This window comes from Christensenella minuta (assembly GCF_003628755.1).
Classification (GTDB): Bacteria; Bacillota; Clostridia; order Christensenellales; family Christensenellaceae; genus Christensenella; species Christensenella minuta.
The window spans coordinates 1,783,375-1,808,301 of the sequence record NZ_CP029256.1 but is presented as its reverse complement, the minus strand read 5'-3'; the positions used below and the strand labels follow the sequence as shown (position 1 = coordinate 1,808,301).

The window sequence follows — 24,927 nt, the reverse complement described above, 5'->3', positions numbered from 1 at the left end:
GGATGAGAAGCGCAATTGGGATCGATATTGGCGGCACCAACTTCCGGATCGGATGGGTGCGCGAAGACGGCGCCGTGCTTTGTTCGGACAAGAAGCCGAGCAAGGCTCTGGGCGAAGGCGGGAAAGCGGCGGACCTGCTGGCCGGGGAGATACGTGCGTTTATGGATGCGAACGAGGTGCGGGATGCGCGGGCTATTGGCATCGGTTTTCCCGCGCCGGTCTGCGCGGACGGGAAAAGGGTATTTCCCTGTCCGAACCTGAAGAACACGGACGAGGGCTTTGACGGCATCGATGTGGTAAGCAGGCTGGAAGGACTGGGATTGCCCGTTGCCATTGCAAAGGATACGGATATGCTGCTCCAGGCGGAGATCATGGAACGGCATACGGGACCGCAGGATATTGTGACGGCGTTCTATTTTGGAACGGGCGTTGGGAACAGCGTGTATTACCGCGGCAGCCTGCTGCGCGGCGCGCATGGAAGCGGCTGCGACGCGGGGCACATCCCGGTGCTCGGGGGAATGCGGACCTGCGGCTGCGGCAAGAAAGGCTGCATCGAATGCTATGCGTCGGGAGCGTACCTTGTCTCCCTGTGGAAGGAGCGCTTCGCGGACTGCGCCCTTGCCGATCTTTTCCGGGTGCATAAAGGCGCCCGCGAGCTGGCGGCATTCGTAGAGGCCTGCGCCATCCCCGTGGCGGCTGAAGTCGCGATTTTCGATCCGACGCTTGTGATCCTTGGGGGCGGCATACTTGAAATGGATCATTTCCCGTACAAAGAGCTGACGGGAAAAATCTACGAGCATGTGAAAAAGCCGTATCCTGCGGAAAACATGGTGATTGAACGGGCCGCGGCAGCGGATGCGGGCATCCGGGGCGCGGCGTGGTATGCGCTTTCACATGCGCTTTAAAGGGGTAATGATATGAAAAATATACCGGAAGTACGGCTGGGGATCATAGCCGTAAGCAGGGACTGTTTTGTTGCAAGCCTTTCGGAACGCCGCCGTAAGGCGGTAGCGGAAGCCTGCGGGCAAAAGGGGATCGGGCTCTATGAAGCCCAAACGCTGGTGGAAAACGAGCGGGATGTGCAAAAAGCCATCGATGAGGTGCGGCGGGAAGGATGCAATGCGCTGGTTGTATTTTTGGGGAATTTTGGCCCGGAGACACCGGAAACACTGCTTGCGGAGCGGTTCCCGGGGCCTGTACTATATGCTGCCGCAGCGGAAGAAACGGGGAAAGACCTGATCGGCGGCCGCGGCGACGCATATTGTGGGATGCTCAATTGTTCTTATAACCTGGCCCTGCGCGGGCTGCGCGCGGTGATCCCGGAGTCGCCCGTGGAAACGGCGGAAGAGACCGCAGGGCAAATAGAAGAATTCCTTCCGGTGGCCCGCGCCCTGCTGGGGGTAAGGTCGCTCAAGGTGATCGCCTTCGGCCCGCGCCCGCAGGATTTTTTTGCTTGTAACGCGCCCATTAGGGGATTGTACAATCTGGGGATCGAAATACAGGAAAATTCAGAGCTCGACCTCCTGGCAGCCTTTCGCGCCCACGAAAATGACGGACGGGTCGGCGGGATCGTGGAAGAGATGAAGGAAGAGCTGGGCGGCGCGCCCTACCCGGATTTGCTGCCGCGTATGGCGCAGTTCGAGCTCACGCTCCTCGACTGGGCGGAAGAAAACCGCGGAGCGCGGGATTATGTTGCCTTTGCCAACAAGTGCTGGCCCTCGTTCCTAAAGGAATTTGGATTCGTACCCTGTTATGTGAACAGCAGACTCACCGCAAAGGGCTATCCCGTCGGATGCGAGGTAGATATCTATGGGGCGGTCAGCGAATATATCGGAACCTGCGTAACGAACGACGCAGTCACGCTTCTTGATATCAACAACACCGTTCCGCAGGACCTTTACGATGAAGCGGTCAGGGGACGCTTTGGCTACCGCCTGCGCGAGACATTTATGGGCTTCCACTGCGGCAATACCCCGAGCTGCAAGCTTTCGGAGGGGAAACTGAGCTACCAGCTGATCCAGAACCGCTTGCACGAACAGGGCGGGACACCGGATTTCACCCGGGGTACGATGGAGGGAGATATTCTGCCAGGTCCGGTTACGCTGTTCCGGGTGCATGCGCATGCGGATTCCTCCCTCGCGGCTTATGTTGCGCAGGGCGAGGTACTGCCCGTGTCTACGCATTCCTTTGGCGGGATCGGTGTGATTGCAGTCCCGGAAATGGAGCGTTTCTACCGCCACATACTGGTTGGAAAACATTATCCGCATCATGGCGCGCTTGCCTTCGGGCACGCGGGAAAAGCGCTCTTTACCGTTTTCGATTATCTGGGTGTGGAAGACATTGCGTTCAACCAGCCTAAATCTATGCTTTATCCGCGGGAAAATCCGTTTGTATGAAAAAATATAGATCGGGTTTCCGGAACGTCTGAAAGCGTGCGGGAATACGGAGGCCTCCTGCCGTATTCCCCGTGCACGCGCTGGCAAAGGCAAGGGAGAAACGCTGGGAAGGAAATTTGCGCGGCCGGAAATACAGGGGCCGGAGGGAACAACAGATAGATCGGAGCAACGTGATCTTCACGTTTGATCGAAAGGATGATAATCCATTAATTTTATCTTTGATCGTCAAAATCTATTATAAGCAATGGCATTGTAATTACCGAACTATAAACTTTCCTAATATATATCTTCTTAAGCATAAATTTGGCAATTAATCATCGCTAATATCTGCAATATTACATTTAAAACAACGCCTACATTAAGCAATGCAATACTTAAGCACATTACTATAATTAGCAGTCAGCCGAACAAACCTCTCTTATCTCGTAGCTATAGTGTATCACGGTTAGAATTATATCATAATACAATAGCATTCTCTATATGCCAAGAGTGAAAAACAAATCATTATATACTACCCGCTGTGAAAAAGATGTACATTTCTTATTTAAACTTTGTCTGCCTTTATCGTATTATGACATATAAAGTGGACAATTCTTTATGCAGAATTGTCCACTTTAGTGGCGCACCTAACAGGATTCGAACCTGTGGCCTTCCGCTTAGGAGGCGGACGCTCTATCCTACTGAGCTATAGGTGCATCATGCATTTTATTCTAATATAAATGCACATGTTTTGCAATTATTTTGTTTGAAATCTCAAAAAAATGTTGACAATGGAGAGGAATCGCTTTATCATAAGTACCAGTAAAGTGAAGGAAGCAGAGAAAATGAATCAAACGTCTTCTCACAACTTCATCGTAGTCCTTATTAACCTTATTAGCCTCGTCATTATTGGCAGAGCGAATAAGGCTTATTGCGGTTGTGCCGGAGGGGCACGATAGGGACTACGGATTAGGGAGTAATTCAAGGGCCTGCGCGATAAGCGCAGGCCCTTTTTGTTACAAGGGAAGAAAAGTCTGAAAGAAAGAGGGAAAGCACAGTGAAATTAACAGGAGCACAAATCATCATGGAGTGTTTGAAGGAGCAGGATGTCGATACCGTATTCGGATTCCCGGGCGGGACCGTCATCGCGCTTTACAACGCGCTCTATGATTATCCCGAAATCAATCACATCCTGACCTGCCACGAGCAGCATGCGGCGCATGCCGCGGACGGCTATGCACGGGCCACGGGAAAACCGGGCGTTGTATTCGCGACGAGCGGCCCGGGGGCGACGAACCTTGTAACAGGGATCGCAACGGCCTACATGGATTCTATCCCCATGGTGGCCATCACCGGCAACGTAGAGAAAAAGAATCTCGGTAAAGACAGCTTTCAGGAGATCGACATCACGGGTGTAACGATCCCAATCACGAAGCACAATGTGATCGTAAAAGAAATCTCCGAGCTGGCGGATGCGGTCCGTGAAGCTTTCTATATCGCGCAGAGCGGGCGGCCCGGCCCGGTGCTCGTGGACGTTCCCAAAGACATTACGATGATGGAGGGGGAATACGAACCCAGGAAGCCGAAAGAGATCGGGCACCAGAATGCGTTTGAAAAAGACGATATTGCCGAGGCGGTGCGCGCCATCAATGAAAGTGAGAAGCCTTTTATCTTTGCGGGCGGCGGCGTGATTGCGGCCGGGGCGGAGAAGGAACTGAATGAGCTGGCGAAGAAGCTGAACGCTCCTGTGACGATGACGCTGATGGGGCTGGGGGCGTTTCCGGCGGAGGACGAGCAATATACGGGAATGATCGGTATGCACGGGACAAAAACATCCGCGCTGTGTGCCAGCCACTGCGATCTGCTGGTCGCAATCGGCGCGCGCTTTTCCGAACGGGTAACTTCGGACCGGACAAAGTTTGCCAAACAGGCCAGGATCCTGCATATCGATGTGGATCCTGCCGAGATCAATAAAAATATCAATGCGGACTATGAAGTGATGGGCAATGCAAAAGATGCTTTAAAAGCCCTGCTGCCCGGTGTGGAAAAGAAGGAAAACGACGCATGGATGGAGCAGGTGCGGCATTGGAAACGCAGTTATCCGCTTGACCGCGCGACGAGAAACGCGCGTTTTCCCAAAAAGGTCTTGCAAGCCATGCAGGACGAAGCGCCGGAGGACACCGTGTTCACTACCGAGGTGGGGCAGCATCAGATGTGGTCGGCCCAGTTTCTGCGCATTGACCAGCCCCGACAATTCATTTCCTCGGGCGGTCTTGGCACAATGGGCTTCGGCATGGGCGCAGCGATCGGCGCAGCCGTGGGCACGGGCAAACAGGTCGTGAATATCGCGGGGGACGGCAGCTTCCATATGAACCTGCAGGAGATCGTAACCGCGGTAAAACACCGGCTTCCCATTATGGTGCTGGTCTTGAACAATAACGTGCTTGGCATGGTACGCCAGTGGCAGAAGCTGTTTTATGAGGAACGCTATTCCCAAACCACGCTCAATAATCCGACGGATTATGTGAAACTGGCGGAGGCGTTCGGCGCATACGGCGTGGATATCTCCAAGGAACGCGACCTGCATGCCGCCTTTAAAAAGGCGTTCTCCCACAAGGGACCGGTGATCGTGAAGTGTGATATACACGAGGATGAAAACGTGCTGCCTATGGTGCCGGGAGGGAAGCCGCTCGACGATATCATCCTCGACCTGGAAAAGTAATTGGACCCTGAATCGCAGGCGCTATATAATAAAGTAGGAAAGCAGGAACGAAGGAGATAAACAATGATTAGAAGATACGTATTGTCCATATTGGTCAGAAATACATCCGGCGTCCTATCGAAGGTCACTGGTCTGTTCTCCCGCAGGGGGTACAATATCCGGTCTCTCTCCGTCGGAGAGACGCACGACCCCAAGATATCCCGTATCACAATCGAACTGATCGGGGACGAAGCCATCCTGGAACAAATCCAGAAACAATTGGCTAAGCTGGTAGATGTGGTGAAAATTACGGGACTGCGGTCCAAAAGCTCGGTTTATAAGGAGCTGGTGCTGGTGAAGGTGAAATCGAACGCGAAAAAACGCGCGAGCATCATTGAATTGTGCGACATCTTCCGCACCAAGATTGTGGATATCTGCGCGGAGACTATGATTATCGAGATGGCGGGTTCGCCGGAAAAGAACGACGCGCTTTTAAAGCTGCTGGATGAGTACGGTATTATTGAGCTTTCACGCACGGGCATCACCGCCCTGCAGCGGGGAGCGGTATCCATCCATGAAGACTGACGTTCCCGAAAGGAGCTCCGCATCTTCCGCAGCAGATGGCCTGCTGCGATGCGCGGGCAAATAATGAGTGTTGTATAGCAGATTCCGGCAAAAGGCGCATGCGCTGCCGGCATGGAACTGCAATAAATAAATTTTGGAGGCAATCAAATGAAAATGAAAATGTATTATGACAGGGACTGCAATCTTTCTCTCCTGAAGGGCAAAACCGTTGCGATCATCGGATATGGCAGCCAGGGACACGCACACGCGCAGAACCTGAAGGACAGCGGCGTAGATGTAGTTGTCGGCCTGTATGAAGGAAGCCGTTCGTGGAAATCCGCAGAAGAAGCCGGTCTTAAAGTCATGACTTCGGAGGAAGCGGCGAAAGCGGCGGACATCGTGATGATCCTTGTGCCGGATGAGAAACAGGGCAAGATATACGAGGGGATCGCGCCGTATATGACGGAAGGCAAATCCCTTGTGTTTGCACACGGATTCAATATTCATTTTGGACAGATTGTGCCTCCGAAGGACGTCGACGTCTGGATGGTTGCGCCAAAGGGCCCCGGCCATACGGTAAGAAGCCAGTTTCAGGAAGGGAAAGGCGTTCCCTGCCTGATCGCGATCCATCAGGATGCAACGGGCAAGGCGCGCGACCTTGCACTTGCGTATGCGAGCGGGATCGGCGGCGGACGTGCGGGCATCTTTGAAACAAGTTTCCGCGAAGAAACGGAAACGGACCTCTTTGGTGAACAGGCGGTCTTGTGCGGCGGCGTTTCCGAGCTGATTAAGGCCGGATTTGAAACGTTGGTTGAAGCGGGGTATGCGCCGGAAATGGCATATTTTGAATGCTGCCACGAAATGAAGCTGATCGTCGACCTGATTAACGAAGGCGGGCTTTCGAGGATGCGCTACTCCATTTCGGACACTGCGGAATACGGCGATTATGTGACGGGCAAGCGGATCGTTACGGAAGATACCCGCAAGGAAATGAAACAGGTCCTTTCCGAAATTCAGGACGGCACGTTTGCGCGTGACTGGATGCTGGAAAACCAGGTGAAGCGTCCGCATTTTATTGCGATGAGAAACATTGAACGCGAATCCCAGCTTGAAAAAACAGGTGAAGAGCTGCGGGGAAAGATGAGCTGGCACAAGGAGAAATAAAAAACAGCCAAGGCCTGTTCGCGGCGGGCGGCTTTTGGCTTGGCGCCTGTTTGCGCGGGCAAAACGATCCTGGGCAAGGGACTCCCGCAAGGGGAACTGCAAGTGCCCTTGCGGGAGCGAATGAAAGAGAGCATTAGGTATGAATAGCGATAACATCAAAAAAGGCGCGCAGCGAGCGCCGCACCGGTCCTTGCTGTATGCGCTGGGGCTGACAAAAGAAGAACTGGAACGGCCGCTGATCGCGGTGGTAAACGCGCAGAGCGAAATAATCCCCGGACACCTGCACCTGGATACGGTGGCCCGCGCGGTTAAGGACGGTATCCGCATGGCAGGCGGGACCCCAATCGAGGTCCCGGCGATCGGCGTATGCGACGGTATCGCGATGAACCATATGGGGATGCACTACTCGCTGCCCTCGCGTGAGCTGATCGCGGACAGTGTGGAAACTCTGCTCGTCGCCCATGCGTTTGACGGCGCGGTGATGGTCCCCAACTGCGATAAGATCGTCCCCGGAATGCTGATGGCGGCGGCGCGGGTGAACATCCCGGCGATCGTCTGTTCGGGCGGGCCGATGCTCGCGGGCAGGTTCGGCGGCCATAAGACGAGCCTGTCCAGCATGTTTGAAGCGGTCGGACAGCACGCGAACGGGACGATGTCGGACGAGGAGCTGGAGGCCTTTGAGCAAAAGGCGTGCCCGAGCTGCGGCAGCTGCTCCGGTATGTATACGGCAAATTCCATGAACTGCCTCGCGGAGGTGCTTGGCATGGCGCTTCCCGGGAATGGGACGATCCCGGCGGTGATGTCCGCGCGGACCGCGCTGGGGAAGCATACGGGCATGCAGGTTATGAAGCTCGTCGAGCAAAACCTGCGGCCGCGCGATATTATGAATGAAAGGGCGTTCCGCAATGCGATTACTATGGATATGGCGCTTGGCTGCAGTACAAACAGCATGCTGCACCTTCCGGCAATCGCGCATGAATGCGGAATCAGGATCGACCTGCGCCAGGTAAACGAGATCAGCGAGAAGACCCCGAATCTCTGTCATCTGGCTCCGGCGGGCCGCCATTATATCGAGGAGTTGAACGAATGCGGCGGAATCCCGGCTGTGATGGCGGAGATCCATAAAAAAGGGCTGGTCGAGGACAACCGGACCGTGGACGGCACCGTAATGGAGCGGATTGAAAACGCGAAGCGGACCGGCGACGTGATTCGGCCGGTGGACGATCCCTATTCGGAAAACGGCGGCATCGCTATTTTATACGGCAACCTCGCACCTAACGGGTGTGTGGTGAAACGTGCGGCGGTCGCCCCGGAAATGATGAAGAGCACATGCACGGCCCGGGTCTTTAACAGCGAGGAAGAAGCGAACGAAGCGATCCTCGGCGGAAAGATTCAAAAAGGCGATGTAGTCGTGATCCGCTACGAAGGACCTAAAGGCGGCCCGGGCATGCGCGAAATGCTGGCGCCGACCGCAAGCCTTGCCGGAATGGGACTCGACAAGGAAGTGGCGCTTATCACGGACGGACGGTTTTCCGGTGCGTCGCGCGGAGCGGCTGTCGGACATGTGTCGCCGGAAGCGGCGGCAGGCGGCCCAATTGCTTATGTGCAGGAAGGCGACGTGATCGAGATCGATATCAACGCATACTCCATCAACCTCAAAGTGGATGAGGCTGAGCTTGAAAAACGACTTACGAACTCGCAGCTTTTGCCGCCGAAGATCAAGACGGGATGGCTTGCGAGGTATTCAAGAATGGTACAGAGCGCAGATACTGGCGCAGTACTGAAGTAAGTGCGGAGCCCCGCGAAAGCCCGCAGGCGAAGCGGGTTTGTGGGGAAGAGGGCGCCTGGGTTTCCGAAAGCGCAAACGGAGCGCGGTTGGACAGCGAAGGCGCCAGAGCGGCAACCGCCGCATGGCAAAGCGAGCAGGAAAGGCGGTTGCGACGAAAAGGAGTATAAGATATGAAAACCATTAAAATTTTTGATACGACGCTGCGCGACGGAGAGCAATCCCCCGGATGCAGCATGAACCTGTCCGAGAAGATCGAAGTCGCAAGACAGTTGGAGCTGCTGAAAGTAGATATTATTGAAGCGGGATTCGCGGTATCGTCGCCCGGGGATTTCGAGAGTGTGCAAACTATTGCAAAAACCATCAAGGACTGCACCGTCGCCTCTCTCTCCCGTGCGGTCAAAAAGGATATCGACGCCTCTTACGAGGCATTGTCGCAGGCGGCGGCGCCGAGGATCCACGTCTTTCTGGCAACCTCGCCGCTGCATATGCAGTATAAACTGAAGATGACGGAGGAACAGGTACTGGAGCATATCAGGGAATCCGTGAGTTACGCGAGAAGCCTTGTGCCGGACGTGGAATTTTCCGCGGAAGACGCGTCGAGAAGCGACATGGCGTTTCTGGCAAAGGCGGTCAAAACCGCGATCGGCGCGGGTGCGAAAACGATCAACCTGCCCGATACGGTGGGCTACGTCCTGCCACAGGAAATGTACGACATGATTACGTACATGAAGCAGAACGTGGAGGGCGTCGACGAGATCGACCTGGCGGTCCACTGCCACAACGACCTCGGCATGGCGGTCGCAAATTCGCTGGCATCCGTTTCTGCGGGCGCAACGCAGGTGGAATGCACGGTCAACGGTATCGGCGAACGAGCGGGCAACGCGTCCCTCGAAGAAATCGTCATGGCGATCCATACGCGCCGGGCGTTGCTCGACGCGGACACGAACATCAACACCAAACAGCTGTACCGCACGTCCCGCCTGCTCTCGAAGATTATCGGCGTATCCATTCCGCCGAACAAAGCCATCGTAGGCGCGAACGCATTTGCACATGAAAGCGGCATCCACCAGCACGGTGTACTGGCGAAGCGCGAAACCTATGAAATTATGACGCCCGAGTCGGTCGGGCTGACAACGAATAAGATGGTGCTGGGCAAACATTCCGGCCGCCATGCGTTCGATGACTTCCTCAAAGAGCTGGGTTACAACCTAACGCCGGAAGAGCTGGACACGGCGTTTGGGCAGTTCAAAGAGCTGTGCGACAAGAAGAAAGAAGTGACGGAATACGACGTGGAAGCGCTGGTCGCCCAGAAGGCCGCGAAGGTTGTGGAGCATTTCCGCCTGAAGCAGTTTGTTGTCAACAGCGGCAATACCATCCAGGCGACGGCGAATATCACGCTCGAGGATATGAGCGGCGCTTCGCAGGAACAGGTGGCGCTTGGCGACGGCCCGATCGATGCGGCCTATCAGGCGATCGAGAAGATCGTGCAGATGCCGCTCGTCCTGAACAACTATAAGATCAACGCGGTATCGCACGGCGAAGATGCGCTGGGCGAAGTTGTGGTCAAGGTATCGTCGGGCAGCAGGACTGTTACGGGCCGCGGCCTGTCTACCGATATTATTGAGGCGTCCATGCTGGCGTATATCAATGCGGTAAACAAACTCTTAGGGGCCTGATCGCATACAATATGGGCGTATTCCTGCGTCAGGCTCCGGGATTCCCATGCGGCGTATCCGGCAAGCCGCGCGGCTTGCCTTAAACCGCGTCCATCCTGTGCACGATCAGCAGGCGTTTCCAATATGCGGACACGTTGAAAAGGAAAAAATTTATGAGTAAAAAAATATACACCTTCGATTCCACGCTGCGCGACGGTATGCAGGGAGAAGGCATCGCTTTCTCCGTGGAGGATAAGCTCAAGATTGTCCGGGCGCTCGACGCGCTGGGGATCGATTTCATCGAAGCAGGGAATCCTGCTTCCAATCCAAAAGACCTGGAATTTTTTCGCAGGCTGCAAAGCGAGACGCAAAGGCACGCGAAGCTGTGCGCCTTTGGCAGCACCCGGCGCAAGAACATCCTGCCCGAAGAGGATTCGAACGTCAAAAGCCTGATGGAGGCGGGGACGCCTGCGGTTTCGATCTTTGGAAAATGCTGGGACCTGCACGTCCTTAAGGTAATCAATACAACGCCTGAGGAAAACCTTGCGATGATCGAAAGCACGCTTGCCTATATGAAGCGGAACGGTAAGTATGTGGTGTTCGATGCAGAACACTTTTTCGACGGATACAAAGCGAATCCCGGATATGCGATGGAAGCGCTCGAAGCGGCGGCGGCCGGCGGCGCGGACGTCCTTTGCCTGTGCGATACGAACGGCGGCACCTATCCCACGGATATTTATGAAATAACGGGACAGGTGGTAAAAGGGTTCCCGGACGTGCAGGTGGGCATCCATTGCCATAACGATACGGGAATGGCGGTCGCGCAGACGATGTTTGCGGTGGACGCGGGAGCAGCGCAGGTGCAGGGAACGTTTATCGGATACGGGGAACGGTGCGGGAACGCAAACCTTTCCACGATCATCCCGGACCTGGAGCTGAAGCGCGGCTATGACGTACTGGGGGAGGAAAACCTGAAGCGCCTCACGGAGACTGCGCGGCGGATCGCGGATATTTCCAACATCTGGCTGCCCTCGGGGGCCCCCTACGTGGGGTCGAGCGCGTTTGCGCACAAGGGCGGCATGCACATTGACGGCGTGAAAAAAATACGCGAGAGCTTCGAGCATGTCGATCCACAGAAGGTGGGCAACAGCCGCCGGTTCCTGATGAGCGAGGTTTCGGGCAAGGCGACGCTGATTAAAAAGATACAGAAGGTGGAGCCGTCGGTCACGGTAAAAGACCCCGTGGTGGCCGAGCTTGTTGGCAAGCTCAAACAGCTTGAATTCGAGGGTTATCAATTCGAGGCGGCAGAGCAGAGCTTCGAGCTGGTGATCCGCAGGCTGCTTGGAAAACACAAAAAGTATTTTGAGCTCGAGTATTTCAAAATCATCGGCGAACAGCCTTTGCAGGAGCAGGAGTATCCGTCTTCCGCAATCATCAAGGTGCAGGTGGACGGGCAGTCGCGGATCACCGGCGCGGAGGGCGACGGCCCGGTGCATGCGCTTGACCTTGCGCTCCGTGGCGCGCTCAAGGGTTTTTATCCGGCACTTGAGACCATGCGTCTCGCGGACTATAAGGTGCGTGTGCTTGAAAGCTCGGCCACCACGGCTGCCAAGGTGCGCGTCCTGATCGAATCGACGGACGGAAAACATACATGGAACACCGTAGGGGTGTCGACAGACATCATCGAGGCGAGCTTTCTCGCGCTTACGGATTCGATCGAGTATAAGCTGACTCTGGACGAAAGCAACTAACAAGTTAACTTTACCTGACGGTGTTCGTCGGGAATATCTATTTCGTAAGCGCGTGTTTGCGAACGAAATAACATTAAACAGGGAAAGGTCGGAAAAGGGGGGCATCTCTTTTCCGGAGCACCTAAAAAGGTGCGAGGAATATGATATGGGTATGACAATGACGCAAAAAATACTGGCGGCGCATGCGGGACTTCCGAGCGTGGCCGCGGGGCAGCTCATTTCCGTGAATCTCGATATGGTTCTCGGGAACGATATCACGTCGCCGGTTGCCATCCGGGAAATGGGCAAGACCGGAAAAGAGGTCTTCGATAAAAATAAGATCGCCCTTGTGATGGACCACTTTACGCCGAACAAGGATATCAAAGCGGCGGAGCAGTGCAAGCTGGTACGCGAATTTGCGCAAAAGCACGGCATCGTGAATTTTTTCGACGTGGGACAAATGGGCATTGAGCATGCGCTGCTGCCCGAAAAAGGCCTTGTGGTCGCGGGGGACGCGGTGATCGGCGCGGATTCGCATACATGTACCTATGGCGCCCTGGGCGCGTTTTCCACGGGCGTCGGCTCCACGGATATGGCCGCCGGGATGGCGACGGGCAAGGTGTGGCTGAAGGTGCCGGGGTCCATCCGCTTCAACCTGCGGGGAGAACTGAAGAAATATGTCAGCGGCAAGGACGTGATCCTGCACATCATTGGCATGATCGGTGTGGACGGCGCGCTTTACCAGTCTATGGAATTCGGCGGAGAAGGCCTTGCGTCCCTGACGATGGACGACCGCCTGTGCATTGCCAACATGGCGATCGAAGCGGGCGGCAAGAATGGCATCTTTGAGGTGGACGAACAGACGATAGAATATATCCGCGCGCATGCGGACCGTGAATTCAAAGTATATGCGCCCGACCCGGACGCGGTCTATGAGCGTGTGATTGACATCGACCTCAGTGAAATTAAATCCACGGTTTCCTTCCCGCACCTGCCGGAAAACACCAAGACCATCGACGAGGTGGGCGACGTGAAGATCGACCAGGTGGTAATCGGTTCGTGCACGAACGGGAGGATCAGCGACCTGCGTGCGGCGGCGGAGATCATGGTGGGACGCCAGGTGGCGCCGAACGTCCGCGCGATCATTTTCCCCGCGACCCAGGCGATTTACCTGCAGGCGATGGAGGAGGGCCTCCTGAAGATATTTATCGAAGCGGGCTGCGCTGTTTCCACTCCCACATGCGGGCCGTGCCTCGGCGGGCACTGCGGCATCCTCGCGGAGGGTGAACGCGCCGTTGCGACCACGAACAGGAACTTTGTGGGACGGATGGGCCATGTGAAATCGGAAGTATACCTGGCGAGCCCGGAAGTAGCGGCGGCCAGTGCGATTGCAGGCAAGGTTGCTTCGCCTGCGGATATTTGAGGAGGGAATACGAATGAAAGCAAAAGGCAGGGTTTTTAAATATGGGGACAATATCGATACGGACGTTATCATCCCCGCGCGCTACCTCAACACATCGGATTCAAAGGAGCTCGCGGCCCACTGCATGGAGGATATTGACACAGAATTTGTGAACAGGGTGAAACAGGGAGACATTATGGTAGGCGTAAAAAATTTTGGCTGCGGCTCTTCGCGCGAACACGCGCCCATTGCGATCAAGGAATCGGGCATCAGCTGCGTGATCGCGGCGAGCTTTGCACGTATTTTTTACCGCAACGCCATCAATATCGGTCTGCCCATCCTCGAATGTGCGGAAGCGGCGGAAGCGATTTCGGACGGCGATGAAGTGGAAGTCGATTTTTCCACGGGCGAGATCCGGGACCTCACAAGCGGGAAAAGCTTCAAGGCACAGCCCTTCCCGGAATTTATCCAGGATATCATCGCATCGGGCGGGCTGATCGAGGCGGTTAAGCAAAATAAGCTTTGAACCGCAGCCTAGAGTTGCGCGGTTGCGAATAAAAAAACGGCAACTCCGGTTGCCGTTTTTTTATTGAGATGGGTTGTGTTTCCGCAGTTTTTTTTCCGTGAAACGCAAGCATTCATCGTAATGGGCGATTTTTTTGTCGAGGCGAGCGAGCGTCCGCTGCATGTCTTCCATGCGGGCAAGGAGCTGTTCGCGCTGCTCCAGCAAAATTTGTTTGCGTGCCTCCTGCGTATCGTCGCCCTGCTGGAACAGGGCCACGTACTCGATCAGCGCTTCCACCTGTATCCCAGCGGCGCGCATGCACTTGATAAATTCGACCCAGTTACAGTCCGACTCAGAATAGTCCCGTATGCCGTTTTCCTTACGCCGTACGCCGGGAATCAGCCCGATACGCTCATAGTAGCGCAGCGTGTCCGCCGAGAGCCCATATTTTTTACTTACTTCTGCAATCGTCATAATCATCCGCCTCCGATAGGCTCATTGTAACACCTGAAGCCCACTCCAAGTCAAGCATATTTTTAGTTAAGTTTACAGGCCGCTCAGCCAAAACCGGAACCTTTTGCCGCACGTTAGGCGGTTCGCGGCTTTGGCGCGTTCCGCCTGGCGTTCTCCGCGCAGTTGCGCGAGCTCTTCCGGGCGAATGGCATGCCGGCTGAATTTTGCTTTGAGCGCGATTGCTTCCGCTGCCTGCGAAATTTCCCCGCCGAACGCGCGGAGATCGTCGAGGTATGCGTAAATTCCAAGTGCGGCGCGGTTGGGGTCGGGGTCGTCCATCAGCCGGGCGCGCCTTCTTTTTGCCATCAGGCGGCAGATAAACGGGACGCAGGCAAGGAATGCGGCGGCGATAAGAAGGACAGCGAACCCTGCCCTGCCGGATTCCACAACTTCCTGCGGACTGGTTTGCGCATCTTCCGGGGAGGAGGCGGAGGGAGCGGGCGTTTCGGGCGGCCCGGCTGGAGACGGGGTTGGAGCCGTGGAGGGCGAGGCCACGGCTGCGGGTGCTGCGGACGCAGCCGCAACCTCGCCGGCGGCCGTCCCGCCCGGTGTCGATTCGACCGGAACCCAGCCGATTCCCGGCATCCAGATTTCTGCCCAGGAGTGCGCCTGGTTCGCGGATACGGACGCCCAGCCGTCTTCCCCGAACGAATCTTTTCCGACCACATACCCTTCCACATAGCGGGCGGGGATTCCGAGAGCGCGCAGCATAGCGGTGGTGGCGCTCGCGTAGTGGATGCAATATCCCTGCTTTCCCTCGGTGAGAAAATATTCCACAAAATCGCGGTTTATAGGCTGTGGGCCGGGATTTGCGGTATAAGCGCCGTTTTTGGAAACCTCCGACGCGACGAGCTTCGCGGCCGTTTCCCAGTAGCGGGGGGGAATATCTCCGGAGGGCTCGTAAAACGGCTGCATCTCAGGAGACAGGTTCTCCCCGCTGCGCCGGTCGCTCCACCACGCGAGGAGCGTTTCCCGCAGGCCAACCGGGAGCTGGGTATATTCGCTCTGGATATAGGCCCGGTATCCGGCGTCGGGGCTTTCCTGCGGCTGTAAAAGCCCGTCCGGATCCGTGCCGCCCATAAAGAAAACATCGGTAAGGAACGCTTGCGCCCCTTCCATTACAGCGGAGGGAACGCCGCTTTTCTCCGGATAGAGAATACCGCCGATGGAGAACACTTCATACTGGAAGGTATAGCCTTCAAACTCCATGCTGCCCCTGTATTGGGGAAGGTTCATGCTGAGATGCCACAGGTTGCTGACGCTGTCGGCGGAGATAAACGCGTTACCGTAGGTATTGTAGGTCTCAAAGGTATAGGACGCCTGTCCGTCCGCCGCGAGGTATGCGTCGCCGTACCACGATGGCGCCGGATCGGCCGACGTGATATCCACAAGCAGGTAAGGCGTGAACAGAAAATTGGAGTCGGTGCGGCCGGGTTCGACGGTAACTGTGGTGGTCACACTGTCAGCGGGAAGGAGGTTTTCCGTTCCCAGATATTGCAGCGGCTTAATCCCGGCATTCGATTCCGCAAAGGCCTGCTCGTCCGGCTGGAGCCATTCGTGGCCGGTATAGACGGAGGCGGAATATCCGCGCAGATAGAGGCTTTCGGGCTGGTCGCAATGTACGCGCATGACCTCGCGGTCGGCAAACTGTACACTGCCCGTAGTATCGAGGCTGACCGTGCCGTCCGAGCTTGAAAGCGGCGTGCCGGCCGGAAAACCGCGCAGGCCGCGAATGGAATAACCGAAATCGAGGGCCGTATTGGTAATATCGAGGCGCAGATTGACAGCGTCCTTCGACGCGGTGTAAGTTTCTTGCGGAAATGCGGCAAACAGGGTACAGAATACTCCGGCGGCAAGCGCGGCGCACAGGAGGGAAAAACCGGGCTTCACCTCCTTAGCGGTGCGCAGCACCCTTGATTGAAGAATCATGGAAACCCAAAACACGAACAGCAGGGCGAGGGGGACGCCGGCGGGCTGGGTGAGGCTGCCGTAGGAAAATGCAAACAAGGGGATCGTGGCCAGCAGGGAAAAGAGCGCGCTTCTGCGCAGCACTACGGCCCATGCGAGGAAACCGGCATAGGGAAACACGCAATAGAGGCAGAAAGCGGCGCAAGCCTGCGCGCCTTCCTGCGTGGGCGCCGCCGCGCCAAGCTCAAGATTTGCGACTTGTGCAAGGTAAGGGGCGATATATCCGGAGGCAACTTCCATCCCGTAGGAGAAATACCCGCGCGCGAAGACCCCGGCCAACAGCCATGCGCCGAAAATGCCCAATAACAGGAACGCCCGCGTCCGGCCCTTGAAAAGTAAAAAGACAGCGGAAAAAAGCGCGGCAAAAACAGCGCTCATAAACAGGAGAAAGCTGGGTTCCGGAAACCCGGACTGTCCGAAGAAAAGGGCGAGTGTGGAAACGAGGCCGAGAAACAGCAGCACGATCTGTACAGCGGAATTGGCCCATTTGGCCTGCTGCCCCCCCTTCATGAGACCACCTCCCTGCGTGCGCCCTCTTCATAGAGGAAGATTGCTTCCGGACAGGCCAGGAGGAAGGGATCTTCCCAAGCGGACGAATCCGTGGGAAAACCGGATGGGCCGCCGTTCCCGGCAGGGGGTTTTGAAAGCGCATCCCAGAGGACGGCCGCCAGCGTCTCCGTGTCCGGGGACACATAACGCCGGGGGCGGGCTGCTGCCCGTGAGCCACAGGACCGCGAAAGGGCCATGGCCGGAGAAGAACCGGACCACGCCAAGGAAACGGCTCAATGAAAGCGCGAGATTTTCCGGCGTACCGGCCCAATGGAGGGCAACGGTCCTCACGGAATCCGCAAAGAGGCCGTATTCGCGGACGATGGGACGGCCCGTGCGGGCGGTAAGTTTCCAGTGGACGTCGCGCAGGGAATCGCCCGGCCGGTAATCTCGGATGTCGCAAAGTTCCCGTTCCCCCGCGAGGCCTGCGGCGTTTTGACGCTGCACGGATGTGGCGGCAAGGCCTTGCAGGCCGAGTCCTTCGCCGGAGAACGGAACCTCTTTCGGCAGAGAAAGAAGTTCAAGCGGAGCGGGCTTCGGAAGCGGAAGGAGAAACAGGCCCAGCAGGTCGAGCATGCGCGCGCCCTTTACGGTACAGCGGACTACCCCGCACAGGGTGTTGTCATACGGCAGGACGATCGTGTTTTCGTGCTGGCCGGGCCGGACGAAAACCTCTTCGTATGTTTTTTCCTGCGTAAAAAGATTTTCAAAACACAGCCGCAGACGCACCGCGGTATATGGCAGAGCGGGCGTGATCTGCAGAATTAGGGAAAAACCGGCGGACCGGAAAGCGTCCGCGCGCATTTGCACGCGCAAACCGCGGCGTATGAGCAATGTGGCCGCAATGCTCAGGATGGGAAGGGAAACGGCGACCGTGAGCAGGACCCACGACAGGTAGCCCGTATGGAAAATATAATAGAAAAAAGCCGCTGTGCAAAACAGCAGGTAAAGCAGCCTGCGTAAAAAGATCATTTTATCCTCAGTTTTGGCGCTTCAACCGAATTCAGGATATCGGCGAGCACAGCCTCCGGTGAGATTCCGCCGCGTTTTGCCTGTGCCGTCAGGATCAGCCGGTGTGCGATACAGTCGGCATAAATGTCCTGCACATCCTCGGGGATGACAAAATCACGCCCGGAAACATATGCGGCCGCCTGCGAAAGGGCGGTGAGCGCGACGCTGCCGCGCGGGCTCGCGCCCTGTGCGACGGATTCGTGCGAGCGCGTCGAACGCACAAGCCGCAGGATATAGCGGTAGATCGCCCCCGCGACATAGACCTCCGACACCTGCCGGCGCATCTCGAGCAATCCTGCCGCGCTTGTGATGCGGACGATCGGTTCCGCTTCGTTTTCACCGTGTTTCCTCAGCAGCATTTCCATTTCCGCTTTTTCATCAGGGTATCCGAGGGAAAGACGCATCATGAAACGGTCGGTTTGGGATTCGGGAAGAAGCTGGGTACCCGCGGAGCCAGAGGGGTTCTGCGTGGCGATCACCATAAACGGCTGGGGCAGCGCGTGCGTCACACCGTCTACGGTGACGGCGTTTTCCTCCATGGCTTCGAGGAGGGCGGACTGGGTGCGTGTGGATGCACGGTTGATCTCATCGGCGAGAAGCAGGTTGCACATTGCGGCCCCCGGCCGGTATTCCATGGTGTGCGCATCCTTAAGCAGTACTGTAAAGCCCGTTACGTCGGCAGGCATTACGTCCGGGGTAAACTGGATACGGTTGCAGGAGAGCTTGAGTACCTTGGAAAAGGCCATGGCAAGTGTGGTTTTTCCCACGCCCGGGAGGTCCTCCAAAAGAACGTGCCCGCCCGCAAGCAATGCAAAAAGTATCTTGCGGATTGCGACACCGTTGCCCACAAAGGATTTGCCGACTTCTGCGACGATCAGTTCGCTGATCTCCATATGGTTCAGTCTTGGGTCTGTCTCTGGCATAAAGCGTGCCTCCAGTCAAATGATCGGGATAGGCGGTCCCGGGTTATGGAAGAAAACGGGTTTCAATCGGGTGCCGGACAAAGTGATGTTACTGTTATTAAACACCTGCGGACCGTCCGGGTCAAGTATCGCCGAAAATTGTTACATTTTCTTTACAAAAAGGGCTGGCCTTTCCGGCAGGTCCTGCCATGCTGTGCCGGGCCCCGGATATTCAAAGCTTAACATCTGGAGTGGACTCCAGGTCAAGCACTTTTTTTGCGCCGGGGCCGGGCAAAGGCCCTTGCAAGTCCGCGGCCGGAGGGATAATATAAAATGGGAAGGGAAAAGAAAGTGGAATCACGCAACGATACCCATACCGTGCTTAAACGGTTTCAAAATTTCAGATACGGACTGATCCTGCAGGGAGTGATCGTAGGAGCGGCAGCGGGCCTTGTTTCCGTGCTGTTTCGTCTTGCGGTCGAACGTGCGGGTGATTTTTTGGAATTTATGCTGGACGCGGGAACCCGGCAGGTCATTTTTAAAGTAATATGGTTTGCGGCGCTTGCCGTGCTGTCAGTCGTGGTGGCGCGGCTTGTGAAATGGGAACCGATGATCGGCGGAAGCGGCATTCCGCAGGTGGAAGGCGAACTGCACGGCTTATTCAGCCAGAAATGGCGGAGGGTGCTGGCCGCGAAATTCGCAGGAGGCGTACTTTCCATCGGCGCGGGGCTGTCGCTCGGCCGGGAGGGGCCGTCCATCCAGCTTGGCGCAATGGCAGGAAAAGGAATCTCCCGCATCTCAAAACGTGTAAAGATCGAAGAGAAGCTGCTTATGACGTGCGGCGCATCGGCGGGGCTTGCGGCGGCGTTCAATGCACCGTTTGCGGGGGTTTTGTTTTCCCTTGAGGAGTTGCACAAAAGCTTTTCCGTGGAGGTGCTTTTATCCACTATGGCAGCTTCGGTGACGGCGGACTTCATCTCGCGCAACGTGTTCGGCCTTGCGCCCGTATTCAGCTTCGACATCGCCATGAACATCCCGCTGGACCTCTATTGGGTGGTGATCCTGCTCGGGCTTGCGCTTGGAGCGGTAGGCGCTTTTTATAATTTTTGCATCAGGAAGTCGCAGCAGCTGTATGGGAAAATCAGAAGGAAGGAAGTGCGGCTGCTGATCCCATTTTTATGCGCGGGCTTCCTCGGGTTTACTTTTCCCGCCGTGCTGGGCGGGGGACATAAGCTGATTCCCATGCTTGCGGGCGGCGAATTTGCGCTGGCAATGATTTTTGCCGTATTTGCGGTCAAATTTGTATTTTCCATGGTCAGCTTCGGCTCGGGAGCGCCGGGCGGTATTTTCCTGCCGCTTCTGGTGCTGGGGGCGCTGCTTGGCGGCGGGATCGGCACGCTGATGGTTCAGACGTTCGGCGTTCCGCAGGCGTTGCTGCAAAATTTTATCGTTTTAGCGATGGCGGGATTTTTCGCGGCGATTGTACGCGCTCCTATCACGGGGATTATATTGATCTGTGAAATGACCGGATCGTTTACCCAACTGTTATCCCTGACGCTTATTTCGCTGACCGCCTATATCATTGCAGACCTTCTGAAGTCGCAGCCCATATACGAACAGCTTCTGGAGCGGCTGGCCGCCCGCGAACGGGACGAAAAGCTGCAAGAGGAAGAGGAGGCCAAGATATTGCTCGAGGTTCCCGTGCACTTTGGGACGCCGATCTGCATGAAGAAGATCAGCCAGGTCGAGTGGCCGGAAAACAGCCTGATTGTCGCGGTGCGGCGGGGAAACCACGAGATTATCCCCAAAGGCACGGTGCGTATCAGGCCGGGGGACATCCTGATTATCCTGTGTAACGAAGGGAATTCATTTGAGGTCCATGAGCAGGTCGTAAAGCTTGCGCAGACGGTGTAAAAAGCAAAAAGCCCCGCCCGTTTGGGGCGGGGCTTTTTGCCGGAACAAAACGGCCTAATCCTGTTTGCTTGCTTTTGCCGCTTCGATCTGCGCGGTCAGCTCCTGGATTTTTTTCTGGCATTCGGCGATCCGCGCGAATAAGGCTTCCGCGTCCGTGCCGACAGAACGCTGCTGGTACACGATCATGCCCAGTTCACGGTAGCAGCTGTCTATCTCGCTGGTGACCTGCGTTCGCTTTGAACTCAGCTTGGTAACATCCACCATTTCCTTGGATTTCGATGCGACTGTTTCTCCGAAGGAGACGATGCCGTCTTTGGCTTTACCGAGGAATCCTCCAAATTTTTCCATTGTTGTTTTTTCCGACATAAGGCGTAATTCCTTTCTGCTTCAGATATTTCTGCCTATAGTATACGATATGATGCGCTGGAAAAGAAGGGAAAATCAAACGGGCTGCGCCCGTAAACTAAATTTATTCGCTGGCGCGGAGTCTGCTTTTGCAGGCATACATGCGTTTATCGGCACGGCGCAGCACGGAATGCAGGTCCTCTCCGTCCGCCGGATCGAACGCGGCATAGCCCACGGAAAAGCAAGGACGGAGGGAACCGTCGTTCGGCCGGATATACGGCTGCAGAAAACGGTACAGCGCTTCCGCGGATTCTTCGCTCCCGGGAAGTATAATAATAAATTCATCGCCCCCGAAGCGGAACAGCTGGCCGGGAGCGCCGGCTACTTGTTTCAGCAGGCTCACGGCGTTGCAGATGAATACGTCTCCCGCCTGGTGCCCGCGCGTATCGTTGATACGTTTGAGCCCGTTGAGATCGACCATGAACAAATAGAAAGGAGTTTGGGCCTGCGCCCATTTTTCCGCTTCACGTTCGTAAGCGGCCCGGTTTAAAATGCCGGTCAGTTCGTCGCGGTAAGCCATTTTGCGGAATTTTGACTGACTGATGAGCTGCTCGCGAATTTCCCGCGATTCGCTGTTCCAGACATAAAGCATACACAGTGTGAAGGCAAGGAGCGAAAATTCAAAAAACGAGAAACGGAGGAATTGGAAGGACATAACGTAATAGGTCACGAGTTCGAGGGCTCCGCCGCATGCGAGGATGACGACGCCCGCCCGCAGGACATTCATATGAGGGACGCGCGCAGGACCCGCACGGAACACACTGATGACGATGCAGACAATGCTTGTGGCGAGCAGCAGGTGGAAAATGAACAGGGATTGCGTGAAATCGGCAATGCGGAGCACATGCAGGGTGCAGGACGCAAATATGAACAGCAGATTCGCGGCCAGGCAGACGGTGAGGCGGCGGTCGGGCAGCAGCAGCCTGCGCTGTACAAAGCTCAGCGCGAAGACCGGCAGGAAAAAAAAGGACAAAAAATCGATCCCGTTGATGAGGACGAGGTCGTTTATAAAAAGCTGAAGGAGACCGGAACGTGCCGAAAGCCAGATTGCGGCCGTGATGGCAAGGAGCGCCAGCGGCTGTGTACTGCCAGCGCTTTTCCCAAGCCGCGAACCGCCGGAGATCAGGGTATAAACAAAAACTGCGAACAGGATGAACACAGCGGCAATGGTAAAAATATGACCGCGCAAAAACTGTGACAGGAAAGCGGCGCCGGGCATGAGAGACGCTTCGGACAGGATCGCCCCGGGCATGTTGTCCGCAAGATAGGCGGTGATGCGGAGCTCTCCCGCGCCGTCCGGCAGCTCGATGATATGGAAGCCGCTGCCCACGCTTTGATAGCCGTCCAGCGCGGCGGCAGTCCCGTATTTATAAAGTTCCTCCCCGTTGAAAGAAACTGTAAAGGGAGCGGTATAGAAAAATATGCACAGCGCGCTGTTTTCCGGACGCTGTGCTGGAACCGTGTGCGTAAGGGAAACCTGTCCGGGGGCATCCGGCAGCATGGAAATGGGAAGCGGAACATCTTCCTTTGCCTCGCCGGCGGAAAGAAGCGTCCATTCGCTGTCGAGGGGGATGGCATCACCGGAGGCGGAAGATAGCGCGGACGGCGAGCCTGCGTTGTATAAAAGGACGCAAACGACGCACAGGATAAGCAGAAGGGGCAGGATCACGTACAATTTTTTTGAGGCGGATTGCTTCATTGGGGCAGGACCTTCCTCCTTTTAAACAGGACCTGCTCGTCCGCCTGGACTGCCTGTGCGCAGCCTGCGGGCAGCAAAGCCAATATGAGTAAGATGACGAGCCGCTTATATTTTTTCATGACTATTCGCCCAGCAAGCGCTTCTTTTTGTCGCTGCCATCCTTCAAAAGACCGCGCAGCGCTTCCTCGTTTCCGGACACAATGGCGCCGCGCAGCGCGGCGATATTGCGCTGGAGCTCGTCGATCTCTTTTGCGAGCTCGTCGGCGTTGAGCACAAAAAGCTCCGCCCACATTGCCGGATCGAGCTTTGCTACGCGTGTAAGGTCTATAAAGCTGCCTGCCGAAAATCCGCTGAAGCTCTGGGAAGCCTCGCTTTTCACATAGGCATTCGAGACCACATGCGCGAGCTGCGAGGTGTAGGCGATCACCTCGTCGTGCTTTTTTGCGCTGCATTTGGTGACGCGCGCAAAGCCAAGCTCTTCCGCGAGTACGGTCAGGAGGCGGACGGCGTCCGCGTCCGTGGTTTCGTCCTCCGTAATGATGAAGCTTGCTCCGCGGAAAAGGTCTGCGTCGCTGCTCACAAAACCGTTTGTTTCCTTTCCGGCCATGGGATGCGTGCCTACATAGCGCACGCCGCGTTCCAGAAGGGGGACGGCAACCTCCTGTGCGATAAAGCGTTTGACACCGGAGATATCCGCGACCACGGCGCCTTTTTTAAAGTCCGTATGCAGCATATATGAGACGCAGTCGCGCGGATACAGGCACACAAAAACGAGGGCGCAGCCGGAAACGTCCGTATCACAGTCGATGGCTCCCGCCGCGTATGCCGCCGCGAGGACGCTTTTGTCGCGGTCCACGCCACACACCGTATGTCCCGTATATTTTTTTACCGCCCGGGCGAGGGAACCGCCGATCAGCCCGAGGCCAACCACTCCTATTTGCATAGAATCTCCTTCAGCGCGGAAAGGAGCGTATCCATTTCTTCGCGCGTTCCTATAGTAATGCGCAGGAAATCCCGCGTCCGTCTGCCGGAGAACCACCGCACCAGCACGCCGCGTTCGCGCAGGGCCGTAAAGACAGCCTCCGCGGACGGGCCGTCAAACCGCGCAAAGACGAAGTTCGCTTCGGAGGGAAGAGTGAGAATTCCCAGTTTCTCCAATTCGCTGACCGTATAGGCGCGTGTTTTCAGAATTTTTTCGGTCACCTTCCGGCAATAGCCCGCATCGCGCACCGCAGCCTCCGCGCCCGCCTGTGCAAGCGCGTCGAGCGGATAGGAGTTGAAGCTGTCTTTTACCGTCCGCAAGGCGGCGATCAGGTTTTCATCCGCCACCACATATCCCACGCGCAGGCCTGCGAGGCTGTGCGATTTGGAAAGCGTGCGGACGACCGCAAGGTTCCTGTATTGATCGATGAGCGGAACGGCGGTAGCCCGGCTAAACGAAGCGTAGGCCTCGTCGACCACGGCGACCCCGTTGGTCCTTTGTATGATTTTTTCTATATTGGATATGGAAAGCGCAACGCCGGTGGGTGCGTTTGGGTTGGCGAGGATCATGCCGCATCCGCCGTACATTTTTTCCACATCCACCGAATAGTCCTCTTTTAAGGGGACCATCTCAAGCGGCACGTCGAAAAGCTCGGCCCAGACCGGATAAAAGCTGTAGCCCACGTCCGGCGTTTTCACCCTGCGGGGAATGGAGACGCCGGGGAACCAGCCGTCCGCGCCGTTCGTCCCATTCTGGAAAAACGCGGCGCAGCAAAGCGCAAGCGCCTCGTCTGAACCGTTGGCGCAGAATACCTGCTGTGGCCGTACGCCGTGGTATTCCGCGATGGCAACGCACAGGCTGCGGGCATCCGGATCGGGATACAAACGCAGAGCCTCCGCCGCCCGGCGGACAGCTTCCGCCACCGCCGGGCTTGGCGGATAGGCATTTTCGTTGGTGTTCAGCTTGACCATTTTCCCCCTCGGCTGCTCACCCGCCGTATACGGGGTCAGGCTCTTTGCTTTTTCACTCCAGAATTCTTTCATCGTATTAAAAACCTTTTCTTAAATTTGTGTAAATTCAATATAATTCTACCATAACC

General features: G+C 56.2%; 20 protein-coding genes and 1 tRNA gene. 11 read left to right on the top strand and 10 right to left on the bottom strand.

Features of this window, described 5'->3' with window-relative positions:
• Window positions 1–2: 2 nt before the first annotated feature.
• Both B1H56_RS08555 and B1H56_RS08550 read left to right on the top strand, forming a co-directional pair.
• Window positions 3–905 (top strand): ROK family protein, encoded by a 903-nt coding sequence (locus B1H56_RS08555; protein WP_162938978.1) that lies wholly within the window; start codon window positions 3–5, stop codon window positions 903–905.
• 12 nt (window positions 906–917) lie between these two features.
• Window positions 918–2,396 (top strand): L-fucose/L-arabinose isomerase family protein, encoded by a 1,479-nt coding sequence (locus B1H56_RS08550; RefSeq protein ID WP_066523194.1) that lies wholly within the window; start codon window positions 918–920, stop codon window positions 2,394–2,396.
• Between the two features lie 618 nt (window positions 2,397–3,014).
• Here the strand turns inward: B1H56_RS08550 and B1H56_RS08545 are convergent.
• Window positions 3,015–3,091, bottom strand: a tRNA-Arg gene (locus B1H56_RS08545).
• A gap of 341 nt (window positions 3,092–3,432) precedes the next feature.
• Between B1H56_RS08545 and ilvB the strand changes: the two genes are divergently transcribed.
• The 8 genes from ilvB to leuD all read left to right on the top strand — a co-directional run bounded on the left by ilvB (window position 3,433) and on the right by leuD (window position 13,906).
• On the top strand, window positions 3,433–5,097 hold the full coding sequence (gene ilvB, locus B1H56_RS08540) for a biosynthetic-type acetolactate synthase large subunit (protein WP_066523192.1): 1,665 nt from the start codon (window positions 3,433–3,435) through the stop codon (window positions 5,095–5,097).
• Window positions 5,098–5,163: 66 nt separating this feature from the next.
• Window positions 5,164–5,661 (top strand): acetolactate synthase small subunit, encoded by a 498-nt coding sequence (gene ilvN, locus B1H56_RS08535; protein ID WP_066523207.1) that lies wholly within the window; start codon window positions 5,164–5,166, stop codon window positions 5,659–5,661.
• A 153-nt stretch (window positions 5,662–5,814) separates the two neighbouring features.
• On the top strand, window positions 5,815–6,804 hold the full coding sequence (gene ilvC, locus B1H56_RS08530) for a ketol-acid reductoisomerase (protein ID WP_066523205.1): 990 nt from the start codon (window positions 5,815–5,817) through the stop codon (window positions 6,802–6,804).
• A 139-nt stretch (window positions 6,805–6,943) separates the two neighbouring features.
• Window positions 6,944–8,593, top strand: coding sequence for a dihydroxy-acid dehydratase (ilvD, locus tag B1H56_RS08525; RefSeq protein WP_066523190.1), 1,650 nt, complete (start codon window positions 6,944–6,946; stop codon window positions 8,591–8,593).
• 170 nt (window positions 8,594–8,763) lie between these two features.
• A complete protein-coding gene (locus tag B1H56_RS08520) occupies window positions 8,764–10,269 on the top strand; it encodes a 2-isopropylmalate synthase (RefSeq protein WP_066523188.1) in 1,506 nt (501 codons plus the stop codon).
• 152 nt (window positions 10,270–10,421) lie between these two features.
• A complete protein-coding gene (cimA, locus tag B1H56_RS08515) occupies window positions 10,422–11,999 on the top strand; it encodes a citramalate synthase (protein WP_066523186.1) in 1,578 nt (525 codons plus the stop codon).
• A gap of 145 nt (window positions 12,000–12,144) precedes the next feature.
• A complete protein-coding gene (gene leuC / locus B1H56_RS08510) occupies window positions 12,145–13,401 on the top strand; it encodes a 3-isopropylmalate dehydratase large subunit (RefSeq protein WP_066523203.1) in 1,257 nt (418 codons plus the stop codon).
• A 13-nt stretch (window positions 13,402–13,414) separates the two neighbouring features.
• Window positions 13,415–13,906, top strand: coding sequence for a 3-isopropylmalate dehydratase small subunit (gene leuD, locus B1H56_RS08505; protein WP_066523184.1), 492 nt, complete (start codon window positions 13,415–13,417; stop codon window positions 13,904–13,906).
• Between the two features lie 60 nt (window positions 13,907–13,966).
• Here the strand turns inward: leuD and B1H56_RS08500 are convergent, their stop codons facing one another.
• The 4 genes from B1H56_RS08500 to B1H56_RS08485 all read right to left on the bottom strand — a co-directional run bounded on the left by B1H56_RS08500 (window position 13,967) and on the right by B1H56_RS08485 (window position 18,849).
• A complete protein-coding gene (locus B1H56_RS08500; protein ID WP_066523183.1) occupies window positions 13,967–14,359 on the bottom strand; it encodes a MerR family transcriptional regulator in 393 nt (130 codons plus the stop codon).
• Window positions 14,360–14,431: 72 nt separating this feature from the next.
• Window positions 14,432–16,876 carry a transglutaminase TgpA family protein gene (locus tag B1H56_RS08495; RefSeq protein ID WP_066523182.1) on the bottom strand — a complete coding sequence of 815 codons (2,445 nt, stop codon included), beginning with the start codon at window positions 16,874–16,876 and terminating at the stop codon, window positions 14,432–14,434.
• Window positions 16,877–16,903: 27 nt separating this feature from the next.
• On the bottom strand, window positions 16,904–17,887 hold the full coding sequence (locus B1H56_RS08490) for a DUF58 domain-containing protein (RefSeq protein ID WP_066523181.1): 984 nt from the start codon (window positions 17,885–17,887) through the stop codon (window positions 16,904–16,906).
• Complete coding sequence (locus B1H56_RS08485) at window positions 17,884–18,849, bottom strand: AAA family ATPase (protein ID WP_242862047.1); 966 nt, start codon at window positions 18,847–18,849, stop codon at window positions 17,884–17,886. The genes B1H56_RS08490 and B1H56_RS08485 overlap by 4 nt, the downstream gene beginning before the upstream one ends.
• Before the next feature lie 312 nt (window positions 18,850–19,161).
• On the opposite strand from B1H56_RS08485, the gene B1H56_RS08480 reads away from it, so the two are divergent.
• Entirely contained in the window at window positions 19,162–20,742 is a 1,581-nt protein-coding gene (locus tag B1H56_RS08480; protein ID WP_066523179.1) for a ClC family H(+)/Cl(-) exchange transporter, read from the top strand.
• A gap of 54 nt (window positions 20,743–20,796) precedes the next feature.
• On the opposite strand, the gene B1H56_RS08475 is transcribed toward B1H56_RS08480, so the two are convergent.
• The 5 genes from B1H56_RS08475 to hisC form a co-directional block, all read right to left on the bottom strand.
• The gene (locus tag B1H56_RS08475; RefSeq protein ID WP_147554732.1) at window positions 20,797–21,090 is read right to left on the bottom strand and encodes a hypothetical protein; all 294 of its coding nucleotides are present in this window, start codon (window positions 21,088–21,090) and stop codon (window positions 20,797–20,799) included.
• 121 nt (window positions 21,091–21,211) lie between these two features.
• Window positions 21,212–22,846 (bottom strand): GGDEF domain-containing protein, encoded by a 1,635-nt coding sequence (locus B1H56_RS08470; RefSeq protein ID WP_066523175.1) that lies wholly within the window; start codon window positions 22,844–22,846, stop codon window positions 21,212–21,214.
• Window positions 22,843–22,965, bottom strand: a complete 123-nt coding sequence (locus B1H56_RS14965; protein ID WP_258106947.1) for a hypothetical protein — start codon at window positions 22,963–22,965, stop codon at window positions 22,843–22,845. Before B1H56_RS14965 ends, B1H56_RS08470 begins: the two co-directional genes overlap by 4 nt.
• A gap of 2 nt (window positions 22,966–22,967) precedes the next feature.
• Window positions 22,968–23,789, bottom strand: coding sequence for a prephenate dehydrogenase (locus tag B1H56_RS08465; protein ID WP_066523173.1), 822 nt, complete (start codon window positions 23,787–23,789; stop codon window positions 22,968–22,970).
• On the bottom strand, window positions 23,780–24,871 hold the full coding sequence (gene hisC, locus B1H56_RS08460) for a histidinol-phosphate transaminase (protein ID WP_066523171.1): 1,092 nt from the start codon (window positions 24,869–24,871) through the stop codon (window positions 23,780–23,782). Before hisC ends, B1H56_RS08465 begins: the two co-directional genes overlap by 10 nt.
• Window positions 24,872–24,927 lie beyond the last annotated feature (56 nt).